The organism is Francisella sp. 19X1-34, from assembly GCF_041102755.1.
GTDB lineage: Bacteria > Pseudomonadota > Gammaproteobacteria > Francisellales > Francisellaceae > Francisella.
In genome coordinates, this window is record NZ_JBGCTX010000047.1 from 1 (window position 1) to 19,060 (window position 19,060).

A 19,060-nucleotide genomic window follows, 5' to 3' on the forward strand; every position below is an offset into this window, starting at 1 on the left:
GCACATTTTATGATTAAATTTGAAGATAGGATTGGTAGCCTATGAAAAATTTACACAAAAGTCTGTAAAGGGTCGTATCTTAACTATATCCCATTTATGTGGGCTAAAATTTTCTTATATGACACAGACTCAATAGTTTTGACATTCTGCAAATACCAAGACATCCATAGCTCTTGTATTAGATTATAAATCTCCATAACCGCAAATTCACTTTTATTAATGTGTTTAGCTTTAATTTTCTTATCTAGTTTCGATCTCAGCTCATCTATTTCTATTTGATAACCTTTGTCTCTTTGCAAATTTAATTTAGCTTTTTCTAGCCTATTAACTAAAGCTTGAATATAGTATTTATAACGTTGTAAAAACTTAATAGGTTGAGATAGATAATCATCCGAAAAAAGCTCTTGCAACTCATTTCTAATATCAGTATAAAGTTGAATAAAATTAAAAGGTATTTTTTTAATGTTAAGCTCTTTTTCAAGCTGACTTTTATATTTAATTATTTCTGATGCCAACAATTCAACTTTAGATTTATTTAAGTCAAAATTTTCCAATCCATTACTATAGAACTTTTCAAATTTATACTTTGTATACGGTAGCTCAATATTATCAAAAAAACTTAAATCTATCGCCTTATCAATAATATCATCTTTTGAGTTACTCAATTTTAATGACATTGATAAACTCGCTAGGTCATTACTTTTAATATTTTTTGACAAATGGTTTTGTAAACGTAACTTAATTAACTTCTTTAATGCTCTCTGCATACAAGCTTTAGCTTCTTGCTCAGTCGCCTTGTAAGAAACTTTTACGCCATCTTTATATTCTTCAAGACAATTATATACTTTTACACTTATCCCATATTCTTTGATCTGACTTGTATATTCAAAATCATTAAATTCCCAATCATAATAAGTCCTATCATCCATCGTCTGTTTTGGCTTTTGTACTAAACCTTGAAGCTTTTGTTTTAAAGTATTTATATCTTTATCGATAGCTAATTTTTTACCATTCTCATCAACTATCTTAATATTCAATATTAAATGTTTCTCTAACTCCTCACCTTGCCAAACAGTTTCATCAACTATATAACCAACTATTCTTGTAATATGTTTTGCAATAACTGACTTTAATGGTTTACACCTATCTGTATCAAAATCTATTGACTCAAATATAGCTTGAGCATAAGTTGGTACTGGCACGCAGTTTTTACGAATATTTTTTGGTAAAGCCCTTAGCAACGCAACAATCTTATCATATAAAAAACCATATATCCCCCACTCTAATACACTAGAATTTATATCATTTAGAAAAACAATTGGTACTGTAACTGTTGCACCATCCTTTTCATCTAGTGGATCAAAGTGATACTCTAAGGGTAAGTGCATTTCCCCAATAGCTAAAACATCTGGAAACTTTTGTTGCGTAACATCTTTAGCATCATGCTGCATCAAACTATCTAAATCAAAAACTAATTTTTGTTCTTGATCTTTTGAGATAGTTTTTAACCACTTATCAAAAGTCACTCCACTACAAACATCTTCTGGTATAAGCTCATCATAATGCTGATACATTACTTGTTCATCTACTAAGATATCCTTTCTGCGCGATTTATTCTCAAGATCTTCAACTTGATCTATCAGCTTAAGGTTTTGCTGATAAAAGTATGCTTTAGATTCAAAATCACCATTTACCAGAGCTTCTCTAATAAATATCTCCCTTGCCTCTTGAGGGTTTATTCTTGAATATTGGGTAGATTTTTTTGAAACTATTTCTAAACCATAAAGTGTAACTCTTTCATTTACCACTACAGATCTTCGCTTTTTACTCCATATAGGCTCATCATAATGTTTTTTAACAAGATGTTTAGCTAAAGTTTCCAACCATTCTGGTTCTATTTTTGCAACATTGCGTGCATAGGTTTTTGTTGTCTCAACAATTTCAGAAGATAACAACCACTTCGGTTTTTTCTTAAACTGCGAAGATCCTGGGAATATAAAAAACTTAAGCCCTCTAGCTCCTAAATATTCCGCATTCTCATAATTAAAACCAATATTACTCAAAAAACCACTTGCTATAGCTTTGTGTAGGTTCTCATATTTGATCTCATCACAACTATCATTTAACTTCCAGTCAAACCCGTGAATAACTTCAATAATTTGTCTATAAATATCATTCCACTCATTAAATCTAACTGGTGATATAAAATTTCTCTTAAAATAATCCCTTTTTTCTTTATTGGATAAACCTTTTAAATCAGAATTTAATCTATTAGCTAAATTTAGAATAGCAATAAAATCAGAAGCTTTATCTTTATCTATAGAATGCTTTTCATCCGCCTTTTGTTGAAAATTTAAAGGTCTTTCACGTGGATCTTGCACACTTAAAAAACTAACAATGGAAACTATTTCTTTAAGAGTTTTTTGCCTATGTCCTTCGATAACTATCTTTGCTAACTTTGGGTCTAAAGGCATAATAGCCATTTTCATCCCATCAGCTGTGATTTTAGGTTTTGAGTAGTTAAGCTCTGGTATTGCTTGTAACTCAAATAAAAGCTTAAAGCCATCTTTAACAAACCTTGAGTCTGGAGGGTCTATAAATGGAAATTCTTGAATACTACCTAACTTTAAAAATAACATCTGTAAAATAACTGACGCTAAATTTGTACGCAAAATTTCAGGATCTGTATATTCTTTACGATTATTAAAATCCTCTTCACTATACAGTCGCATACACACACCAGCTGATAATCTTCCACAGCGCCCAGCTCTTTGATTTGCGCTAGCTTGTGATGTTTTTTCTATTGGTAAGCGCTGCACTTTCGTACGATAGCTATATCTACTAACTCTTGCTAATCCAGAATCAATCACATATTTTATACGTGGTACAGTCAAAGATGTTTCTGCTATATTAGTAGCTAAAATAATTCTTCGAGTTGCACCTTCTGGATTGAAGATCTTATTTTGATCCTTATTTGATAATCTTGAGAATAAAGGTAAGACTTCTGTAAATCTAAGATCTTGTTTATTCAAATATGCTAAAGTCTCATGAATATCTCTTTCTGTTGGTAAAAATACTAAAATATCTCCCCTACCTAACTCATCGATTGCATATAAAACTCTCTCTTGCATTGAAAACTCATCGAAATCTTCATCATTTTGATAACGAATCTCTACAGGATATGTTCTACCACTAACTGTGATTTCTTTAGCTTTCTGGAAGTAACTTGTAAACTTTTGATGATCAATAGTTGCTGAAGTTATAATAACTTTTAAATCAGGTCTAAATGGTAAGATCTTTTTTATACATCCTAAAAGAAAATCTATATTTAAACTTCGCTCATGTGCCTCATCAATTATAATGACCTCATACTGAGACAAAAACCTATCATTTTTAATCTCAGACAATAATACACCATCCGTCATTACCTTTATTAACGTATTTTCAGATGTTTGATCAGAAAAACGTATTTTGAAAGAGACTTTTGATTGATCCCCTATCTCACTAGCAACTCTATTTGCTATAGATCTAGCTGCTATTCTTCTTGGTTGAGTATGCCCTATTAAACCTCGTTTACCCAGACCTAAATCTAAGCAAATTTTAGGTAACTGTGTTGACTTACCCGAACCTGTTTCACCAGCGACAACTATTACCTGATTCTCTTGAATAAGCTTTTTAATATCACCAACTTTCTCTGCAACAGGTAAGTCAGGATAAGTTATCTTAGGTAGTTGCTTTTGAGCAACTTCCTCTATTATTTTTTCAAGCTCAAAGATTAAATCATTTTCAGGTATTTTTTTATTCCTAAAAAGTGAAATATATTTACCACGTAATTTAGCTGGGATTTGATTAAGATAATCCGCATACTTTTTCTTATCTAAAGTCATAAGCTATTGCATTAAACGCTTTTTTATACCTGTCTTTTTTAGAATTACATTAATTATTCTCATAAAAAACATAATACATTTACTAACCAACACAAAAATAGCTAAAAAGAATAAAATAAAAATATCTAAAAATATATTCCAGAAAAGTTCTGCCAAGGAGAACAATGTTTTTATTTTCATAAAAAGTTGAATAGACGTCTATACTTAAAAGTTAAGTATAGCATAATTTAAGAATGATTTTTGACTAAAGAAATTAAAGCTTTGCTATAATATTATTCAAAGTTTTGCTAGGACGCATTACATTACTTAGTTTAGCTTTTTCTGGATAGTAATAACCACCAATATCAACTTTTTTACCTTGAACATTTGCTAGCTCTTTAACAATCTTATCTTCATTAGCTGCTAACTCTACATAAATTGGTTCAAACTTAGCTTTTAGCTCAGCATCACTTGTTTGTTCAGCTAAAGCTTTCACCCAATAAAATGCTAAATAAAAATGACTACCACGAGTATCAAGCTCACCAACCTTACGTTTTGGCGACTTATCATTATCTAAAAACTCTTGATTTGCTTGAGCTAAAGCCTCAGCTAAAACTTTAATCTTAGCATCTCTAGTTTTGATAGCTAAATCTTCTAATGATGCACCTAAAGCTAAGAACTCACCTAAAGAATCCCATCTTAGATGATTCTCATTGATAAGTTGCTCAACGTGTTTAGGGGCAGAACCGCCAGCACCAGTCTCGAACAACCCACCACCAGCTAAAAGGGGTACTATTGAAAGCATCTTAGCAGAGGTTCCAAGTTCTAAAATTGGGAAAAGATCTGTTAAATAATCTCTTAAAACATTACCTGTAACAGAAATTGTATCTTTACCCTCTTTCATTCTCTTTAACGAGTACTTAGTTGCATCAACAGGAGCTAAAATTTGAATATCTAAGCCAGTAGTATCATGGTGAGTTAAATACACATTTACTTTAGCAATTAGATTTCTATCATGCGCTCTATTTGAATCTAGCCAGAAGATAGCAGGATTTTGTGTAATTCTAGCTCTATTTACTGCTAATTTCACCCAATCTTTTACAGCGATATCTTTTGTTTGGCATGCTCTCCAAATATCTCCTTTTTCAACTTCGTGTTCAAATATTACATTACCTTCAGCATCGATAACCTCTATTTTACCTTCGGCTTGGATTTCAAATGTTTTATCGTGAGAACCATATTCTTCTGCTTTTTTAGCCATTAGACCCACATTGGAAACATCTCCCATAGTAGCAACATCAAAAGCACCATTTTCTTTACAAAAATCGATAGTTGCAGCATACACACCAGCATAACATCTATCTGGAATCATTGCCTTCATATCTTGAAGCTCGTTATTTTTATTCCACATCTTACCAGATGAGCGAATAGCTGCAGGCATAGATGCATCAATAATTACATCGCTTGGTACATTAAGGTTTGTAATCCCTTTATCAGAATTAACCATAGCAATATCAGGCTGCTTAGCAAAAACTTTCTCGATATCTGAATTAATTTTATCTTGAACATCTTGAGGTAACTGTTTAATTTTCTCAACAGCATCACCCCAACCATTACGAGGATTTACCCCTAGTTCTTTAAATTCTTTAGCATATTTCTTGAAAATATCTTCAAAAAATATTTCTACTGCATGACCAAATAATATTGGATCAGAGACTTTCATCATTGTAGCTTTTAAATGAAGTGAAAGTAGAGTTCCTTCTTTTTTAGCCTTTGCAATTTCAGCTTTATAAAACTCTCTTAAAGCCTTTACAGATACCTTAGTAGCATCAAGAATCTCTTTTTCTTCTAAAGCAAGACCTTCTTTAAGAACTGTCTTAGCTCCTTTAGGACATGTATGTACAATTTTTACAGTAGTTGCTTTTGGTACAATGTAAGACTTCTCATTAGCATAGAAATCATTATCAACCATACTAGCTACGTGTGATTTTGAATCTTTTGTCCACTCACCCATTGAATGAGGATGTTTCTCAGCATATTTTTTAACAGCGTCAGCAACTCTACGATCAGAGTTTCCTTCCCTTAATACAGGGTTAACTGCACTCCCTAAAACTTTTGCGTAGCGTGTTTTAATTTCTTGCTCTTTATCATCTTTTGGCTCAAATGGATAATCAGGTATTTTATATCCTTTTGCTTGAAGCTCTTTAATAGCTGCTGTTAATTGAGGTATTGATGCACTAATATTAGGAAGTTTGATAATATTAGCATCAGGAGTTTTTGCTAAATCACCTAGTATAGCTAAATCATCAGCACATTGTTGCTCATTTGAGAGGTAGTCACTAAAATTAGCTAAGATACGTGCTGCTAAAGATATATCTTTAGTTTCTAACTCTATATCTGCAGTTTTTGTGAAACTTTCAATGATCGGTAAAAAAGATCCTGTTGCTAAAGCAGGCGCTTCATCTGTAAATGTGTAAAATATTTTATGCATAAAAATCTCCTATTAATAGAATTTAATCTTTGAAATACTAGCACAAAACTAGTAAGTATTTAATATCTCTGTAACTTTATCATCAGACCTTGCTACTACTGCAAAATCATTATGCTCAATTATTGGTCGCTCTAGAAGTTTAGGGTTCTTAGCAACTATTTCAATAAGCTGACTATCAGTAAGCTCTTTACCCTTAAAATTCTCCTTCCAAATATCTTCTTTAGTGCGAATAATATCTTTTATAGAAAGTTTTAATTTTTTAAGTAAAGACGACAAGTCCTTCTCTGATAATGGATTATCTAAATACAAATGTGTATCGTAATTTATATTACTTTGGTCTAAGGCTTGCTTAGCTTTTCGAGACTTCGAACATTTAGGATTATGATAAATTTTCATAACAATACTAAATACGCTATTTCTTGTTAATATGCGTAATTATAAATGAATTGAAAAAGAAATGATAAAAAAGTTTCACCACAATAGTCACACTAAATAATAGAAATACTAACATTAAAATAATTTAACGATTTACATAGCTAAATTTGTAAAAAAGATTTGCTGGTAAGATTAAATATCTAATATAATGAAGTTATAAGAAGTATTTTAACTTAGTAGCCACAGATACAGGAGGAATAAAATAGAGGGTTAATAAAGTTTAGTAAGTAATAGGAGATTTAAAATGCCTAAACCATGGAAAGAAAACTACCCAAAACAAGTAAGTCCTGACATAAGCATACCTAATATTACTCTAAATGATATGCTTGAAGAAACCACTGAAAAATTTTCCTCTAAAGATGCCCTTACCTGTCATGGCGAAAAACTAACCTTTAAACAAATTGCCGATTACTCTGACCAATTTGCTGGATTTTTACAAAACAAATGGGATATCCAAAAAGGTGACCATATTGCAATTATGCTACCCAATATATTGCAATTTCCTATCATCATATTTTCTCTAATTAAGTTAGGCTGTATCTTTATAAATATAAACCCTCTATATACAAGTAGAGAGGTCAAAGGCATACTTAGGGACTCAAAAGCAAAAGCGGTAATTGTCCTTTCAGCATTAGCTCATAATGTTGAAGCTATTGCCGATGAATGTGAAGATCTACAGTATAAAATGGTTACAAATATTGCCGATTTATATCCTTCCCCTAAAAAACAACTAATTTCTTTTATTATAAAGTATATTAAAGGTATGAAGGATAGATTCTCAAAAGATAAATTTGATACTTTTGAAAATGCTATAAGCTCAGATAACAAACCTGATTACTCTAATATTAAAATCAGTCCTGATGATATTACAGCTTTACAATATTCTAGTGGTACTACAGGAACACCTAAAGGAACAATTTTACTTCATAGAAATATTGTTGCAAACATATATCAAATCAAAGCTTGGACCGAAGGTTTCTCGATAAATCTTAGCGAACAAATTGTTATAAATGCCCTACCTATCTATCATATCTTTAGTCTTACTGGAAACCTATTTCTTTTTTACTTTTCAGGAGCTTTTCAAGTTCTAGTTCCAAACCCTAAGGATATAAAATCATTAGTTAGTGAAATGAGAAAAAATAATTTCTCGACCATCTTTGGAGTAAATACGCTCTACATTGCATTACTGCATGATAAAAAATTTAGAAATAGTAAGTTCCCTAACTTTCAACTATCAATAAGTGGCGGGATGTCTACTACTGAAGCTGTAGCAGATGAATGGAAAAAAGTCACAGGAGTAAATATTAAAGAAGGATATGGTTTATCAGAAATGTCACCTGTAGTTACCGTTAACTCTCTAGAAGATGAGCCATTTAATGGAACTGTTGGCTTTCCTCTACCTAATACAGATATAAAGATTTACGACGATAAAGGTAAAGAACTACCACAAGGTGAAACTGGTGAGATTTGGGTCACAGGTCCACAGAAATCCCCTGGATTCTGGAGTTTACCAGAGATAAATAAAGAACACTTTACTGATGATGACTGGCTTAAAACAGGTGATATGGGCTATCTAGATGAATTTGGCCGACTAGTCATATCAGGCCGTATAAAACATATGATTATTGTCTCTGGATTTAACGTTTTTCCTAAAGAAGTCGAGCTTGTACTTATTGAAAAAGATGAGATAGAAGATGCTGCTGTTATAAAAGGTCACTCTAAAGAAACTGGTGAGATGCCAGTTGCTTTTGTAGTTTTAAAACCAGATGCAAAAATAACTAAAAAACAGATCTTTAAATACTGTGAAAGTAAACTAGCTCACTACAAACTACCACGCAAAATAATTTTCATAGATGAACTTCCTAAAAATACTGTAGGTAAAATTGATGTAAATGCCTTACAAAAAGAATATACAGAAAAACATGAATAGCGATAACTAATTACACTCTGCTTAAGGAGCTAACAAATGTTCAACAAGATTTATAAAATGGCAAAAAAATCAACTCCAAAGATTTCAAAAACTGAACAGACTGCCCTTAATGCAGGTGATAACTGGTTTGAGCAAGACTTATTCCAAGGAAAACCAGACTTTGATAAACTTCATAATCTTAAAAAATTTGAATTATCTGATGAAGAAAGATCTTTTTTAGATAATGAAACTACTGAACTTTGTGCGATGATTGATGACTGGAAAATCAATTATGAGGATAAAGATCTAACAGTAGAAGCTTGGGACTTTATCCGTAAGAAAGGATTCTTAGGCTTAGTAATTAGTAAAGAATATGGCGGCAAAGGTTTTTCTGCAGCGGCCCACTCAGAGATAGTAATGAAGCTAGCTACAAAAAGTGTCACTGCAGCAATTACAGTAATGGTTCCTAACTCTTTAGGTCCTGGTGAACTTTTAGTCCATTATGGTACCGATCATCAAAAAGATTATTATCTACCTCGACTAGCTTCTGGGGAGGAAATACCTTGCTTTGCATTAACAGGACCTACAGCTGGATCTGATGCAACCTCGTTGCCTGATAAAGGAGTTGTTTGCTACGAGCAATATGACGGTAAAAAAACTCTTGGAATTAAGCTAAAAAACATCAATAAACGCTATATCACTTTAGCTCCTATTGCAACACTTGTCGGTTTAGCATTTCAGCTACAAGATCCTGATGGATTATTAGATGATACAGGCTCAGAAGGCATCACATGCGCTTTACTTCCTCATAACCATAAAGGTTTAAAAATAGGTAAACGAGGGTTTCCTTTAGGCCAAGCATTTATGAATGGTTATATAAAAGCTACAGATGTTTTTATTCCTATGGATTGGGTTATAGGCGGACAAAAAATGGCTGGGGAAGGTTGGCGCATGTTGGTTGAATGCTTATCAATAGGTAGAGCAATATCACTACCTGCTTGTGGTACAGCAAATACTTTAATGTCTACTGTCATTACTTCAGCATATGCGAGTGTCCGTGAACAATTTAAAGTTCCAATTGCTCAGTTTGAAGGTGTTCAGGAAAAACTAGCACAAACAGCAGGGCTTGCATATATAGCTAATGCGACTCGCCAATTTACAGTAGCCGCTGTTGATAGTGAGATTCGCCCTTCTGTTGCTTCAGCAATTGCAAAATACCATCTAACTGAAATGGGACGCACAACCATCAATAATTCCATGGATATTCATGGTGGTCGCGCAATTATCATGGGGCCAAATAACTACCTTGCTATTCCATATATGGCAACACCGATAGGCATCACTGTAGAAGGCGCAAACATTATGACGCGTAACTTGATGATATTTGGCCAAGGTGCTATGAAATGCCATCCATATATCCGTAAAGAAATAGAAAGCTTAATGAATGATAATGAAAAAAGTTTTACAGATAACTTTAAAAGTCACTTTAGATATATGGCTCTCAATGGTTCTCGTACTTTATGGTACGGTCTAAGCGGAGGTTTTACAGCTACTAGCTATAACTCAAAATTCAAACGCTATTATAGATATATATCACATATGAGCACGGCATACTCCTATGTTAATGATATATCAGTTACTGTTCTAGGAGCTGGCATAAAACGTAAAGAGCGACTATCAGCACGCCTTGGAGATATTATGAGCTATCTATATATGGCTTGTGCTGTTCTAAAATACTATAAAGATGCTAAAGAACCCGCCAGTGATGATATTTTTGTTGACTGGAGTATTCAACATTGTTTATATCAAGCTCAACAAGCGATGTTAGACCTATTCAGAAATTTCCCAAATAGACTATTTGGTACAAAAATGAAACTTTTTGTATTTCCATATGGTAAAAAATTTAGAAGACCTTCAGATAAGCTTGAAGCTCAAATATGCAAAGCCTTAAGCACAAACTGTGAAACCAGAAAAACTATGAAAGCTTACTGCTATGTGCCAAATAATGATAATGACCCAACAGGTAGAGTTGAAAATGCATATTTAGCAGCTCTAAAAGTTATAAACATTAAGAAAAAAATTATCGATGCTATTAAGACTGAAAAACTACCTAAAGCAAGTTGGTCAGACTGCCTTGAAGAAGCTATAAAAAATAATATCATCTCGGAGAAAGAGGCTCAAAATGTCAAAGAGATGCTAACTAAAGTTAATAATATCATCCAAACAGATGAGTTTGATGACTATGGACTAGGCCCTAAAAATGCTCATCCAGAATGGCAAACTAAAGGGGAAATCTAGATAGCAATACTCTGTTAAATGTTTTATACAAAGAAAATCGATAATGATATCGACCTCAAGGAGGAAAAATGACTGAGTTAGAAAAAAAATTTGAAGAGATGCTTGTAGCTGTTCGAGATGCAACTATTGATTTCAAACCAGATAATAGCCAAAAGCTAAAATTATATGCTTTCTACAAACAAGTTAAGGAAGGTGATAACAATACTAAAAAACCTTCCGCATTGAAAATGGTAGAGAAAGCTAAATGGATGGCTTGGGATGCTATTAAAGGAATGTCAAAAGAAGATGCTATGCGTGGCTATCTAAAGGTTTTTGGTGATGAGTATCTTCCTGATAGCGAAAGTAATAACTCACAATCAAATATTGCAAAAAGACTCGAGCCAGTAGATCGCAAGTCGCAACGTAAAGATATTGACAAAATAGCGGTACTTGGTGCTGGAACAATGGGTGCTCAAATAGCTGCTCACTTTGCAAACTCAAGATTTCCAGTTGTTCTTTTTGACCTAAAATCACAAGATGAGCAACCAAATAAGACCATTGAAGACTCTTTACAAAAGCTCACAAAACTTAATCCCGCGCCTTTTGGTTCAAAAGAATCAATTAAATACATTACTCCAGCCAACTATGAGGATAACCTAGAGTTACTTCAAGACTGTGATTTAGTCATTGAAGCTGTTGCTGAGCGTTTAGACATAAAAGAAAGTTTATATACAAATATCGCAAGTCATTTAAAAGAAAATTCAATATTAGCATCTAACACATCTGGACTTAGCATCACAACACTTGCAGAAGTTCTACCTGAAAATTTAAAAGTGAATTTCTGTGGTGTGCACTTTTTTAACCCTCCTCGCTATATGCCGTTAGTTGAGTTAATACCTCATCAAGATACTAATATTGAAATTCTTGATAAATTAGAAACTTTCTTAGTAGAAAAACTTGGTAAAAGTATTATTCGTGCCAAAGATACACCAAACTTTATAGCTAACCGCTTAGGTGTGTTTTCTATGCTTGTAACTTGTCACTATACTGAGAAAATGAATATTCCACTGGAAATAGTTGATGAACTTACAGGTAAGAAATTAGGTCGTGCTAAAAGTGCTACCTATAGAACCGCAGATTTAGTTGGTCTAGATGTATTATCACATGTAGTAGAAACAATGAAAAATAACCTAGAGGATGGCTGGCAAGATTTATATAAAACTCCTAGCTGGATCAAAAATCTTATTGATAATGGTTCTCTTGGTCAAAAGACCAAGAAAGGTTTATATATAAAAGAATCTGATGGTATTAAAGTACTTGATTTAGAATCTAAAAAATATCGCCCGTCTGATAAAAAAGCAGACAAGGAAGTATTAGAAATTCTATCTAAAAAAGATTGGGGCAATAAACTTGAGGGCTTACGAAATAGTGATAATACTCAAGCTCAATTTATTTGGGCAACATTTAGAGAGATGTTCCTATACACTGCTCATCTTGTTGGCGATATCTCAAACTTCCCTAAAGATATGGATCTAGCAATTCGTTGGGGGTTTGGCTGGAAACAAGGAATATTTGAAATCTGGCAATTAGCTGGTTGGCACAAAGTAGCTAAATGGTTAAAAGAAGATATTTATGCAGGTAAAGCTCTATCACAAAACAAACTTCCTGACTGGGTGGATGGTTTAGATGTTGGTGTCTATAAAAACAACAAAGAGTTTAGCTTTAATAATAAAGAACTTATATCTCGCGATAAATTAAACGTTTATGCTAGACAATTATTCGCAGATACTGTTATTGAACATACAAGTGAAGTTGCTACTAAAATACTCTATGAAAATGATGGCGTCAAACTATGGCAAATAGATGATTATAAAGGTATTGGTATCTTATCATTTAAGAGTAAAATGTGCTCAATTGGAGATGATGTACTAGATGGCATTTCTGAGGCTATAAATTATGCTGAGGAAAGCTTAAATGGGATGGTTATATGGCAACAACAAGATATATTTTCAGTTGGTGCTAACCTAGAAGAATTTGGTATCAAATTTACCATGAATGGTGAAGCTGCAATTGAGGAAGTTATTCGTAAAGGTCATAAGATAATCACCCAAAAACTTCGCTATAGCAAGATACCTGTGGTTGCGGCTGTTAAAGGGTTTGCCTTTGGTGGTGGTTGTGAAACTATCTTGCATTGTGATGCTGCAGTAGCTGCGCATGAAAGCTATATTGGTTTAGTTGAAGCTGGTGTAGGAATTATACCTGGTTGGGGCGGTTCAAAAGAAATGGCTCTACGAGCTTCTAAAGCCCAAGATCCGTGGAAAGATTTTGAAAAACGCTATAAAAATTTAGCTTTAGCACAAGTAGCTAAAAGTGGCTATGAAGCAAAAGAAATGGGCTTCTTGCGTGAAAGTGATACTATTGTAATGAATAGTAAAGAAATACTTACTGTTGCTCTTAAAAAAGCTCAACTACTAGCATTTAGTCAATACCAACCTCCTCTTAAGCAAAAAATTCAAGTATTTGGAGAGACTGGTATCGCAACAGTCAAAGCTTTACTTGTAAATATGTGTGATGGTAATCAGATATCTAAACATGATTATAAAATTGCAGTAAATCTTGCTGATACAATGTGTGGTGGAGAAATAGAAAAAGATACTGAAGTTTCTGAAGACTGGATTCTTGAAAGAGAACTTAAAAACTTCAAGGAGCTTGCTATATCTAAGAAAACTGAAGCTAGGATGAAACATATGTTAGAAACAGGCAAACCACTAAGAAACTAAAGGAGTACTGTCATGAGTGAGAATGTATATGTAGTCGCTGCAAAACGCTCTGCGGTTACAAAAGGTAAAAGAGGTGGTTTTGCAAAAAAACGTCCTGATGAACTACTAGCAGATGTATTAAGAAAGACTGTTGCTGAGTCGAATATTAATCCTAATGATATCGGTGATATAGTCGTTGGCTGTGCTATGCCAGAAGCTGAACAAGGTCTAAATGTTGCTAGAATATCATCACTTCTAGCAGGTTTGCCAAACACTGTGCCAGCTTTTACTATTAACCGTTACTGTAGCTCTGGACTACAATCAATTGCTATTGCAGCAAATGAAATTGCTCAAGGTAATATGGATGTAGCTATAGGTGCTGGTATAGAAAGTATGAGTATGATTCCTTTTGGTGGTAATAAAATGTCTTTTAGCAAGGAGATCTTTGAGAAAGATGAAAATGTTGCTATAGCTTATGGTATGGGTATCACTGCAGAAAATGTTGCTAAAGACTGGAATATATCTCGCCAAGATCAAGATGCTTTTGCTCTTAACAGCCATAGAAAAGCTGTTAATGCTATTGAAAATGGTTACTTTAGAGATGAAATACTACCAATAAATGTTGATCATCGTAAACCAAATGAACAAAGTGGCGAAATAATCAATCATAAAAAAACTATAGCTACTGATGAAGGTGCGCGTAAAGATACATCTGCTGAAGCTTTAGCTAAATTAAAACCTGCTTTTGCTAATGGTGGTTCTGTTACCGCTGGTAATAGCTCACAAGTATCAGATGGAGCTGCTGCAGTAATTCTTGTTAGTGAGAAATATCTAAAAGAATATAATCTAAAACCTTTAGGTAAGTTTTTAGGCTTCTCAGTAGCTGGTGTTGATCCACGTATCATGGGTATAGGCCCAGTTGCTGCCGTGCCTAAGATACTTAAACAAACAAATCTAACAATCGATGATATTGATTGGATTGAGCTAAATGAAGCTTTTGCAGCACAATCATTAGCTGTAATACATGATCTCAAACTTGATCCAGAAAAAGTTAATCCATGTGGTGGAGCTATTGCCTTGGGTCATCCCCTTGGTGCTACTGGTACAATCTTAACTGTTAAAGCACTATATGGATTAAGACGTACTGGTAAAAAATATGCCATGATTACAATGTGTATTGGTACAGGAATGGGCGCTGCTGGAATTATTGAAGCTTGCTAAAATTGTTATATCCCTAGCAATAAATATTTTTTAAGCTAAACTACAAACTTATAACAAATTAGTAACTTCTAGTTTAATAGGTATAAAAATGATAAATTTAGATAACCACAAACCACTTGATTTTCCTTGGGATTTTACTTGTTTTAGTGATATAAAAAGAAATCCTCTAGGTGTTAAACTTCCGTTGTATCATCTTGGTGAGCACATGTATACTAAATTCAAATGTTTACCTAACCATGTAGGTTGGGATAATGTCATTCATGGTGGTATTATCGCTTTAATATGTGATGATATTCTTGGTAAGCATGTATTAAGTGTTAGTAAGTCCTTTTGTATGACTCGTAACCTAAATATTAAATATCTTAAGCCAACTTATAGTAAAGTCTCTCATATTTTTAAAACTAGTATTATCAGAAAAGGTCGCACAACGGTTTGGATAAAAGTTGATATTTATAACGAAAAAGGTGATCTATGTGCTTATGCAGATGCTGATTTTGCCCTTTTAGAAGAACATCATGCAAAACAAAAAGATATAGCTAGTTATGATTTAAAAGATCTAACAGCGCATCTAAAATAACTTTTCTAAAGTAGCTCTTTATTTGTCATCTCCGGCAAAAATTTATAAACTACTACAATAAATACAACTATGCAAACTCCCATAAAATATAATATAGGCGCATAACCATAATCATTTATAAGATCTAAGAAGCTAGAAATAAACATACTCTCAATTAGAGCCTTTGAAACAAGAGCAATAGAGATACCTGTTGCTCTTATATGTACAGGTAAAACTTCCGATAAAACTAACCATATACAAACACCTGGACCAATCGCTCCGCCAAATACAACTATCACAAGCATAAATAATGCCATATTATCAAAGCTACCCGTTATAAAGAAAACTGTCGCGAATATAGATAAGAAAGAAATAATTAATCCTCCTATAATAAGCTTTCTTCTACCAATAACATCAACTAAGAACAACCCTACCACCGTAGCTATTAAATTAACCAAAGTCATAGCTGAACCATAGTAAGTTGGATCACAGCTAGAGCAATTTGTAAGCTGACCAAAAATAGTTGGTCCATAGCTGATAAAAACATTTATACCAACAAATCCATTTAAAACAGCCATCAAACTAATTAATGCTATAGAAAGATAATATTTCTGCTTAATTACGACCTTTATAAACTCTATAAGTCCTATTTTATTTTTTTCCTCAAGGGATTGCTGAATTTTTAAATCTAATTGCTCGCCTATAGTTAATGCTTGATTATTTCTACCTTTTAAAACAAGCCATGATGGTGAGAATGGTGCTAAGAGACTAACTACAAATAAAGCTACTGAAAATGGAATAGCGCAAGCAAAAATAAATCTCCAACCAAAATCATTAACAAATATACTAGCAAATAAATTAGCTAAAAATATCCCGGAAACTAACGATAGCTGGAATATTGCCATAGCCCTGCCTCTAAATCTTGCAATACTTGTTTCAGAAATATATACAGGAACTACTGTTAGTAAAAAACCAACTGAAATACCCTGTAAAAGTCTTGATAACATAAGAGTTACAAAAGTATTTGAAAGCATCATTAATACCATTGATATGGTAAATAGTAATGCTCCAAAAGCTATAACATTTTTTCTACTTAGAAAATCCATTAATGGCCCAGATATCAACTTTGATAATAAAGCACCAAAAAATACCATTCCGGCTATTTGTGATAACTCACTAAAGTTTAGCGATAACTCACTTTTAATAACAGGTAAAGTTCCTGATATAACACCTATATCAAAACCAGAACAAACTCCTGTAAGAACAATTAAACTAATCACTAACTTTTGATATTTTGTCCCTAGCATTACTAACCCTTAATATATCATCACTAACACTTCTCAAATAACTTACTGCTTTTGAGATAATATAGTTTTAGAATAGCATGTATTTATAATAAATATATAAAAGATACTCGCTAACAAACTACTAGCAGTATAAAAATTAAATTTATGAAAAGAAAGTTTAAGAGATTATTATAAGAATATTAGATATTAAGACTTTAATGCTTTATATATTAAATCTTTAGTTTCTAGGCGTTGTTTTTTAAGATTCTCTAACTCATTATCTTGAAATTTACCAGTGCTTTCAAGGTTAAAAATCTTCTTATCTAGCTCTTCATAATGCTTCATTTGCTTACTGATATGATGATCTTCTTTAATATTATGAATTTGATCTTTAAGTTCAGGGAACTCTTTTACTAATGGATGATGTTCTAACATAACTATTTCCTTAATTTTATTGATGTACTAACGATATCATTTATATAACTATAAAATCAATCTTTTATACAATATTACGAATTTGTTTTAGACTTTGCTCAAAAAGTATTTGTCCATTTTCATAATATGTCTTTAGTTGACTTTGAGGGTGATACTCTCCCAAAGTATAACTTTCGTCTAGTTTAATTGTTTTATAATCACCATTTTGGTCTTTTATAAGATCTAAACGCCCTTCTTTTGACTTTTTGGATAAGTCAGTAACAGGCTCCTTTTTAACTCCAAAAATGGTATCTGCTCTTCTAATAGCAGAACATTTAATAGCAAATTTAAAACTATCTCTATTAATAGAAGATTCAAAATTTCCTTGTAATAGTGCTCCACCCATACCAAAGGCAATATTCTCAGCTGAAAAACCATTTTCTTTCATAGCATTTAATATCTTTTTAGCTAAGCTAATACTTACACCATCACCTTGAATCAAAGCAACTTTTTCTAACACTTTATAACCTTTTGAATTAGTTATGCTACCATACGCCTTCTCAAGCTCTTTTAATGCATAGATAATATTATCCACAGCATCACCAGAATCCGGACGAATAACTAAGTTGGCTTTTTTTGCTTTAACTTTCTCTTTTAGATCAATCCAAGTTTGAATAGCTTTTTTAAAATCCCAGCTATCAGAAACACAAGCATATAAAACACTGTTATCCCCAAACTGCTCTATCATATTTTCAAAAGCTTGCTTCTCGCACTCTGATCCAACTCCCCAACTAGTTATTGTTGAATGCTCACTTGCAGGAATTGAAAAACCAGCCATATCTTCACCATAATACTCTTTACAAAAACGTAGTGTTGCTAAAGTATCTGTCCCTAAAAAATTAGTTAAATGAGCAGCGCCACCGATTGCAGCTGACTCTTCTGAAGAGACCCCTCTATAACCAAAGTCATGTAGCATAAACCCTAGCTTATCAAGACTATCTGCTGTTTCCAAAAGATATTCTTTAATAACCTCTTTAATATTAAAGCTAATAGTTGCCACAGTTGTTGGATACCATACTTTTAAAAGTAAAGTTTCTAACATACCTGGTAACCAAGCTAACTCTGGATCTGTGCTTTCAATAGTCATTAAAGCATTTTTCAAAGGTACCATACTTCCTTCAGCTACAGCCCTTATTCTAACAGGTAGAAAACCATTATATTTTTCTATGATCCTTTCAAACCCTGACCTATAGAATGTCAGACCATGCGCTTTTACAATACTTTCAGCCTCATCTATCATTTGATATGTTATAGGTTTAGAAAGGTATTTTTTAATATAATATTGTAAGCCAAAAAATCGCGTATAAGACCCAAGAATAGAGTTCGCTGCGCCACGACTTTCTAGATAGAAATGAAGATAATTAGTATCATCCGGGTATTGAAAAGGATGAGAATGCTTATAACTATCAGTCATCAAAAGAATATTGCTATCACAATTCATTAGGATGATAAGTTTGTAGAGATTTAATAAATATAATATTAACAGAAGTTTTGTATATAAACTATTTTTGAGAACTATTTTTTACACTACTTTCGATTAATCTTAGTAATTTTGTCATATAGTTTAAAGATGCTTTAGTTTTGTCAATTAAAGGATTATATTCAGCAATCTCAAAACATACTAAATTATTAAAATTAATCTTCTCAATTGTTTTATAGAATACTTGAGGGTCTATACCATTCTCAACAGGTGTTCCTACCGCATCAAGGTTAGTAGGATCTAAACCATCTAAATCAAAACTAATGCCAACATTACCTTCAGTTACTTGCTCTAAACGTTCAAATT

At 32.8% G+C, this 19,060-nt stretch carries 12 protein-coding genes; 5 read left to right on the forward strand and 7 right to left on the reverse strand.

Going from position 1 to position 19,060, the window contains the following annotated elements; translation table 11 throughout:
* Nucleotides 1-83: 83 nt before the first annotated feature.
* From hrpA to AB8E56_RS08235, 3 genes are all read right to left on the reverse strand, one after another.
* Entirely contained in the window at nt 84-3,887 is a 3,804-nt protein-coding gene (hrpA, locus tag AB8E56_RS08225) for an ATP-dependent RNA helicase HrpA (protein ID WP_329479961.1), read from the reverse strand.
* Between the two features lie 253 nt (nt 3,888-4,140).
* Nucleotides 4,141-6,357, reverse strand: coding sequence for an NADP-dependent isocitrate dehydrogenase (locus tag AB8E56_RS08230; RefSeq protein WP_329479963.1), 2,217 nt, complete (start codon nt 6,355-6,357; stop codon nt 4,141-4,143).
* A gap of 48 nt (nt 6,358-6,405) precedes the next feature.
* Nucleotides 6,406-6,753: an ArsC/Spx/MgsR family protein gene (locus AB8E56_RS08235; protein ID WP_329479965.1), complete on the reverse strand. Its 348-nt coding sequence runs from the start codon at nt 6,751-6,753 to the stop codon at nt 6,406-6,408.
* 283 nt (nt 6,754-7,036) lie between these two features.
* Between AB8E56_RS08235 and AB8E56_RS08240 the strand changes: the two genes are divergently transcribed.
* The 5 genes from AB8E56_RS08240 (at nt 7,037) to AB8E56_RS08260 (ending at nt 15,535) form a co-directional block, all read left to right on the forward strand.
* Nucleotides 7,037-8,722, forward strand: coding sequence for a long-chain fatty acid--CoA ligase (locus tag AB8E56_RS08240; RefSeq protein WP_329479967.1), 1,686 nt, complete (start codon nt 7,037-7,039; stop codon nt 8,720-8,722).
* Nucleotides 8,723-8,758: 36 nt separating this feature from the next.
* On the forward strand, nt 8,759-10,999 hold the full coding sequence (locus tag AB8E56_RS08245) for an acyl-CoA dehydrogenase (protein WP_329479968.1): 2,241 nt from the start codon (nt 8,759-8,761) through the stop codon (nt 10,997-10,999).
* A gap of 68 nt (nt 11,000-11,067) precedes the next feature.
* Nucleotides 11,068-13,758, forward strand: coding sequence for an acyl-CoA-binding protein (locus AB8E56_RS08250; protein WP_329479970.1), 2,691 nt, complete (start codon nt 11,068-11,070; stop codon nt 13,756-13,758).
* A 12-nt stretch (nt 13,759-13,770) separates the two neighbouring features.
* Nucleotides 13,771-14,958: an acetyl-CoA C-acyltransferase gene (locus AB8E56_RS08255; protein WP_329479972.1), complete on the forward strand. Its 1,188-nt coding sequence runs from the start codon at nt 13,771-13,773 to the stop codon at nt 14,956-14,958.
* 88 nt (nt 14,959-15,046) lie between these two features.
* Nucleotides 15,047-15,535 carry a PaaI family thioesterase gene (locus AB8E56_RS08260; protein WP_329479974.1) on the forward strand — a complete coding sequence of 163 codons (489 nt, stop codon included), beginning with the start codon at nt 15,047-15,049 and terminating at the stop codon, nt 15,533-15,535.
* Between the two features lie 5 nt (nt 15,536-15,540).
* On the opposite strand, the gene AB8E56_RS08265 is transcribed toward AB8E56_RS08260, so the two are convergent.
* The 4 genes from AB8E56_RS08265 to AB8E56_RS08280 form a co-directional block, all read right to left on the reverse strand.
* Nucleotides 15,541-16,821: an MFS transporter gene (locus AB8E56_RS08265; protein WP_329479976.1), complete on the reverse strand. Its 1,281-nt coding sequence runs from the start codon at nt 16,819-16,821 to the stop codon at nt 15,541-15,543.
* Between the two features lie 186 nt (nt 16,822-17,007).
* Nucleotides 17,008-17,235, reverse strand: coding sequence for a DUF465 domain-containing protein (locus AB8E56_RS08270; protein WP_329479978.1), 228 nt, complete (start codon nt 17,233-17,235; stop codon nt 17,008-17,010).
* Between the two features lie 64 nt (nt 17,236-17,299).
* Nucleotides 17,300-18,715, reverse strand: coding sequence for a nicotinate phosphoribosyltransferase (locus AB8E56_RS08275; RefSeq protein ID WP_329479980.1), 1,416 nt, complete (start codon nt 18,713-18,715; stop codon nt 17,300-17,302).
* Between the two features lie 61 nt (nt 18,716-18,776).
* The coding region (locus tag AB8E56_RS08280; RefSeq protein ID WP_329479982.1) for an arginase family protein at nt 18,777-19,060 on the reverse strand (284 nt) is incomplete at its 5' end.

Coding starts and splice junctions, on each gene's coding strand:
- hrpA (WP_329479961.1), bottom strand. CDS start 3,887: ATGACTTTAGATAAGAAAAAGTATGCGGATTATCTTAATCAAATCCCA.
- AB8E56_RS08230 (WP_329479963.1), bottom strand. CDS start 6,357: ATGCATAAAATATTTTACACATTTACAGATGAAGCGCCTGCTTTAGCA.
- AB8E56_RS08235 (WP_329479965.1), bottom strand. CDS start 6,753: ATGAAAATTTATCATAATCCTAAATGTTCGAAGTCTCGAAAAGCTAAG.
- AB8E56_RS08240 (WP_329479967.1), top strand. CDS start 7,037: ATGCCTAAACCATGGAAAGAAAACTACCCAAAACAAGTAAGTCCTGAC.
- AB8E56_RS08245 (WP_329479968.1), top strand. CDS start 8,759: ATGTTCAACAAGATTTATAAAATGGCAAAAAAATCAACTCCAAAGATT.
- AB8E56_RS08250 (WP_329479970.1), top strand. CDS start 11,068: ATGACTGAGTTAGAAAAAAAATTTGAAGAGATGCTTGTAGCTGTTCGA.
- AB8E56_RS08255 (WP_329479972.1), top strand. CDS start 13,771: ATGAGTGAGAATGTATATGTAGTCGCTGCAAAACGCTCTGCGGTTACA.
- AB8E56_RS08260 (WP_329479974.1), top strand. CDS start 15,047: ATGATAAATTTAGATAACCACAAACCACTTGATTTTCCTTGGGATTTT.
- AB8E56_RS08265 (WP_329479976.1), bottom strand. CDS start 16,821: ATGCTAGGGACAAAATATCAAAAGTTAGTGATTAGTTTAATTGTTCTT.
- AB8E56_RS08270 (WP_329479978.1), bottom strand. CDS start 17,235: ATGTTAGAACATCATCCATTAGTAAAAGAGTTCCCTGAACTTAAAGAT.
- AB8E56_RS08275 (WP_329479980.1), bottom strand. CDS start 18,715: ATGAATTGTGATAGCAATATTCTTTTGATGACTGATAGTTATAAGCAT.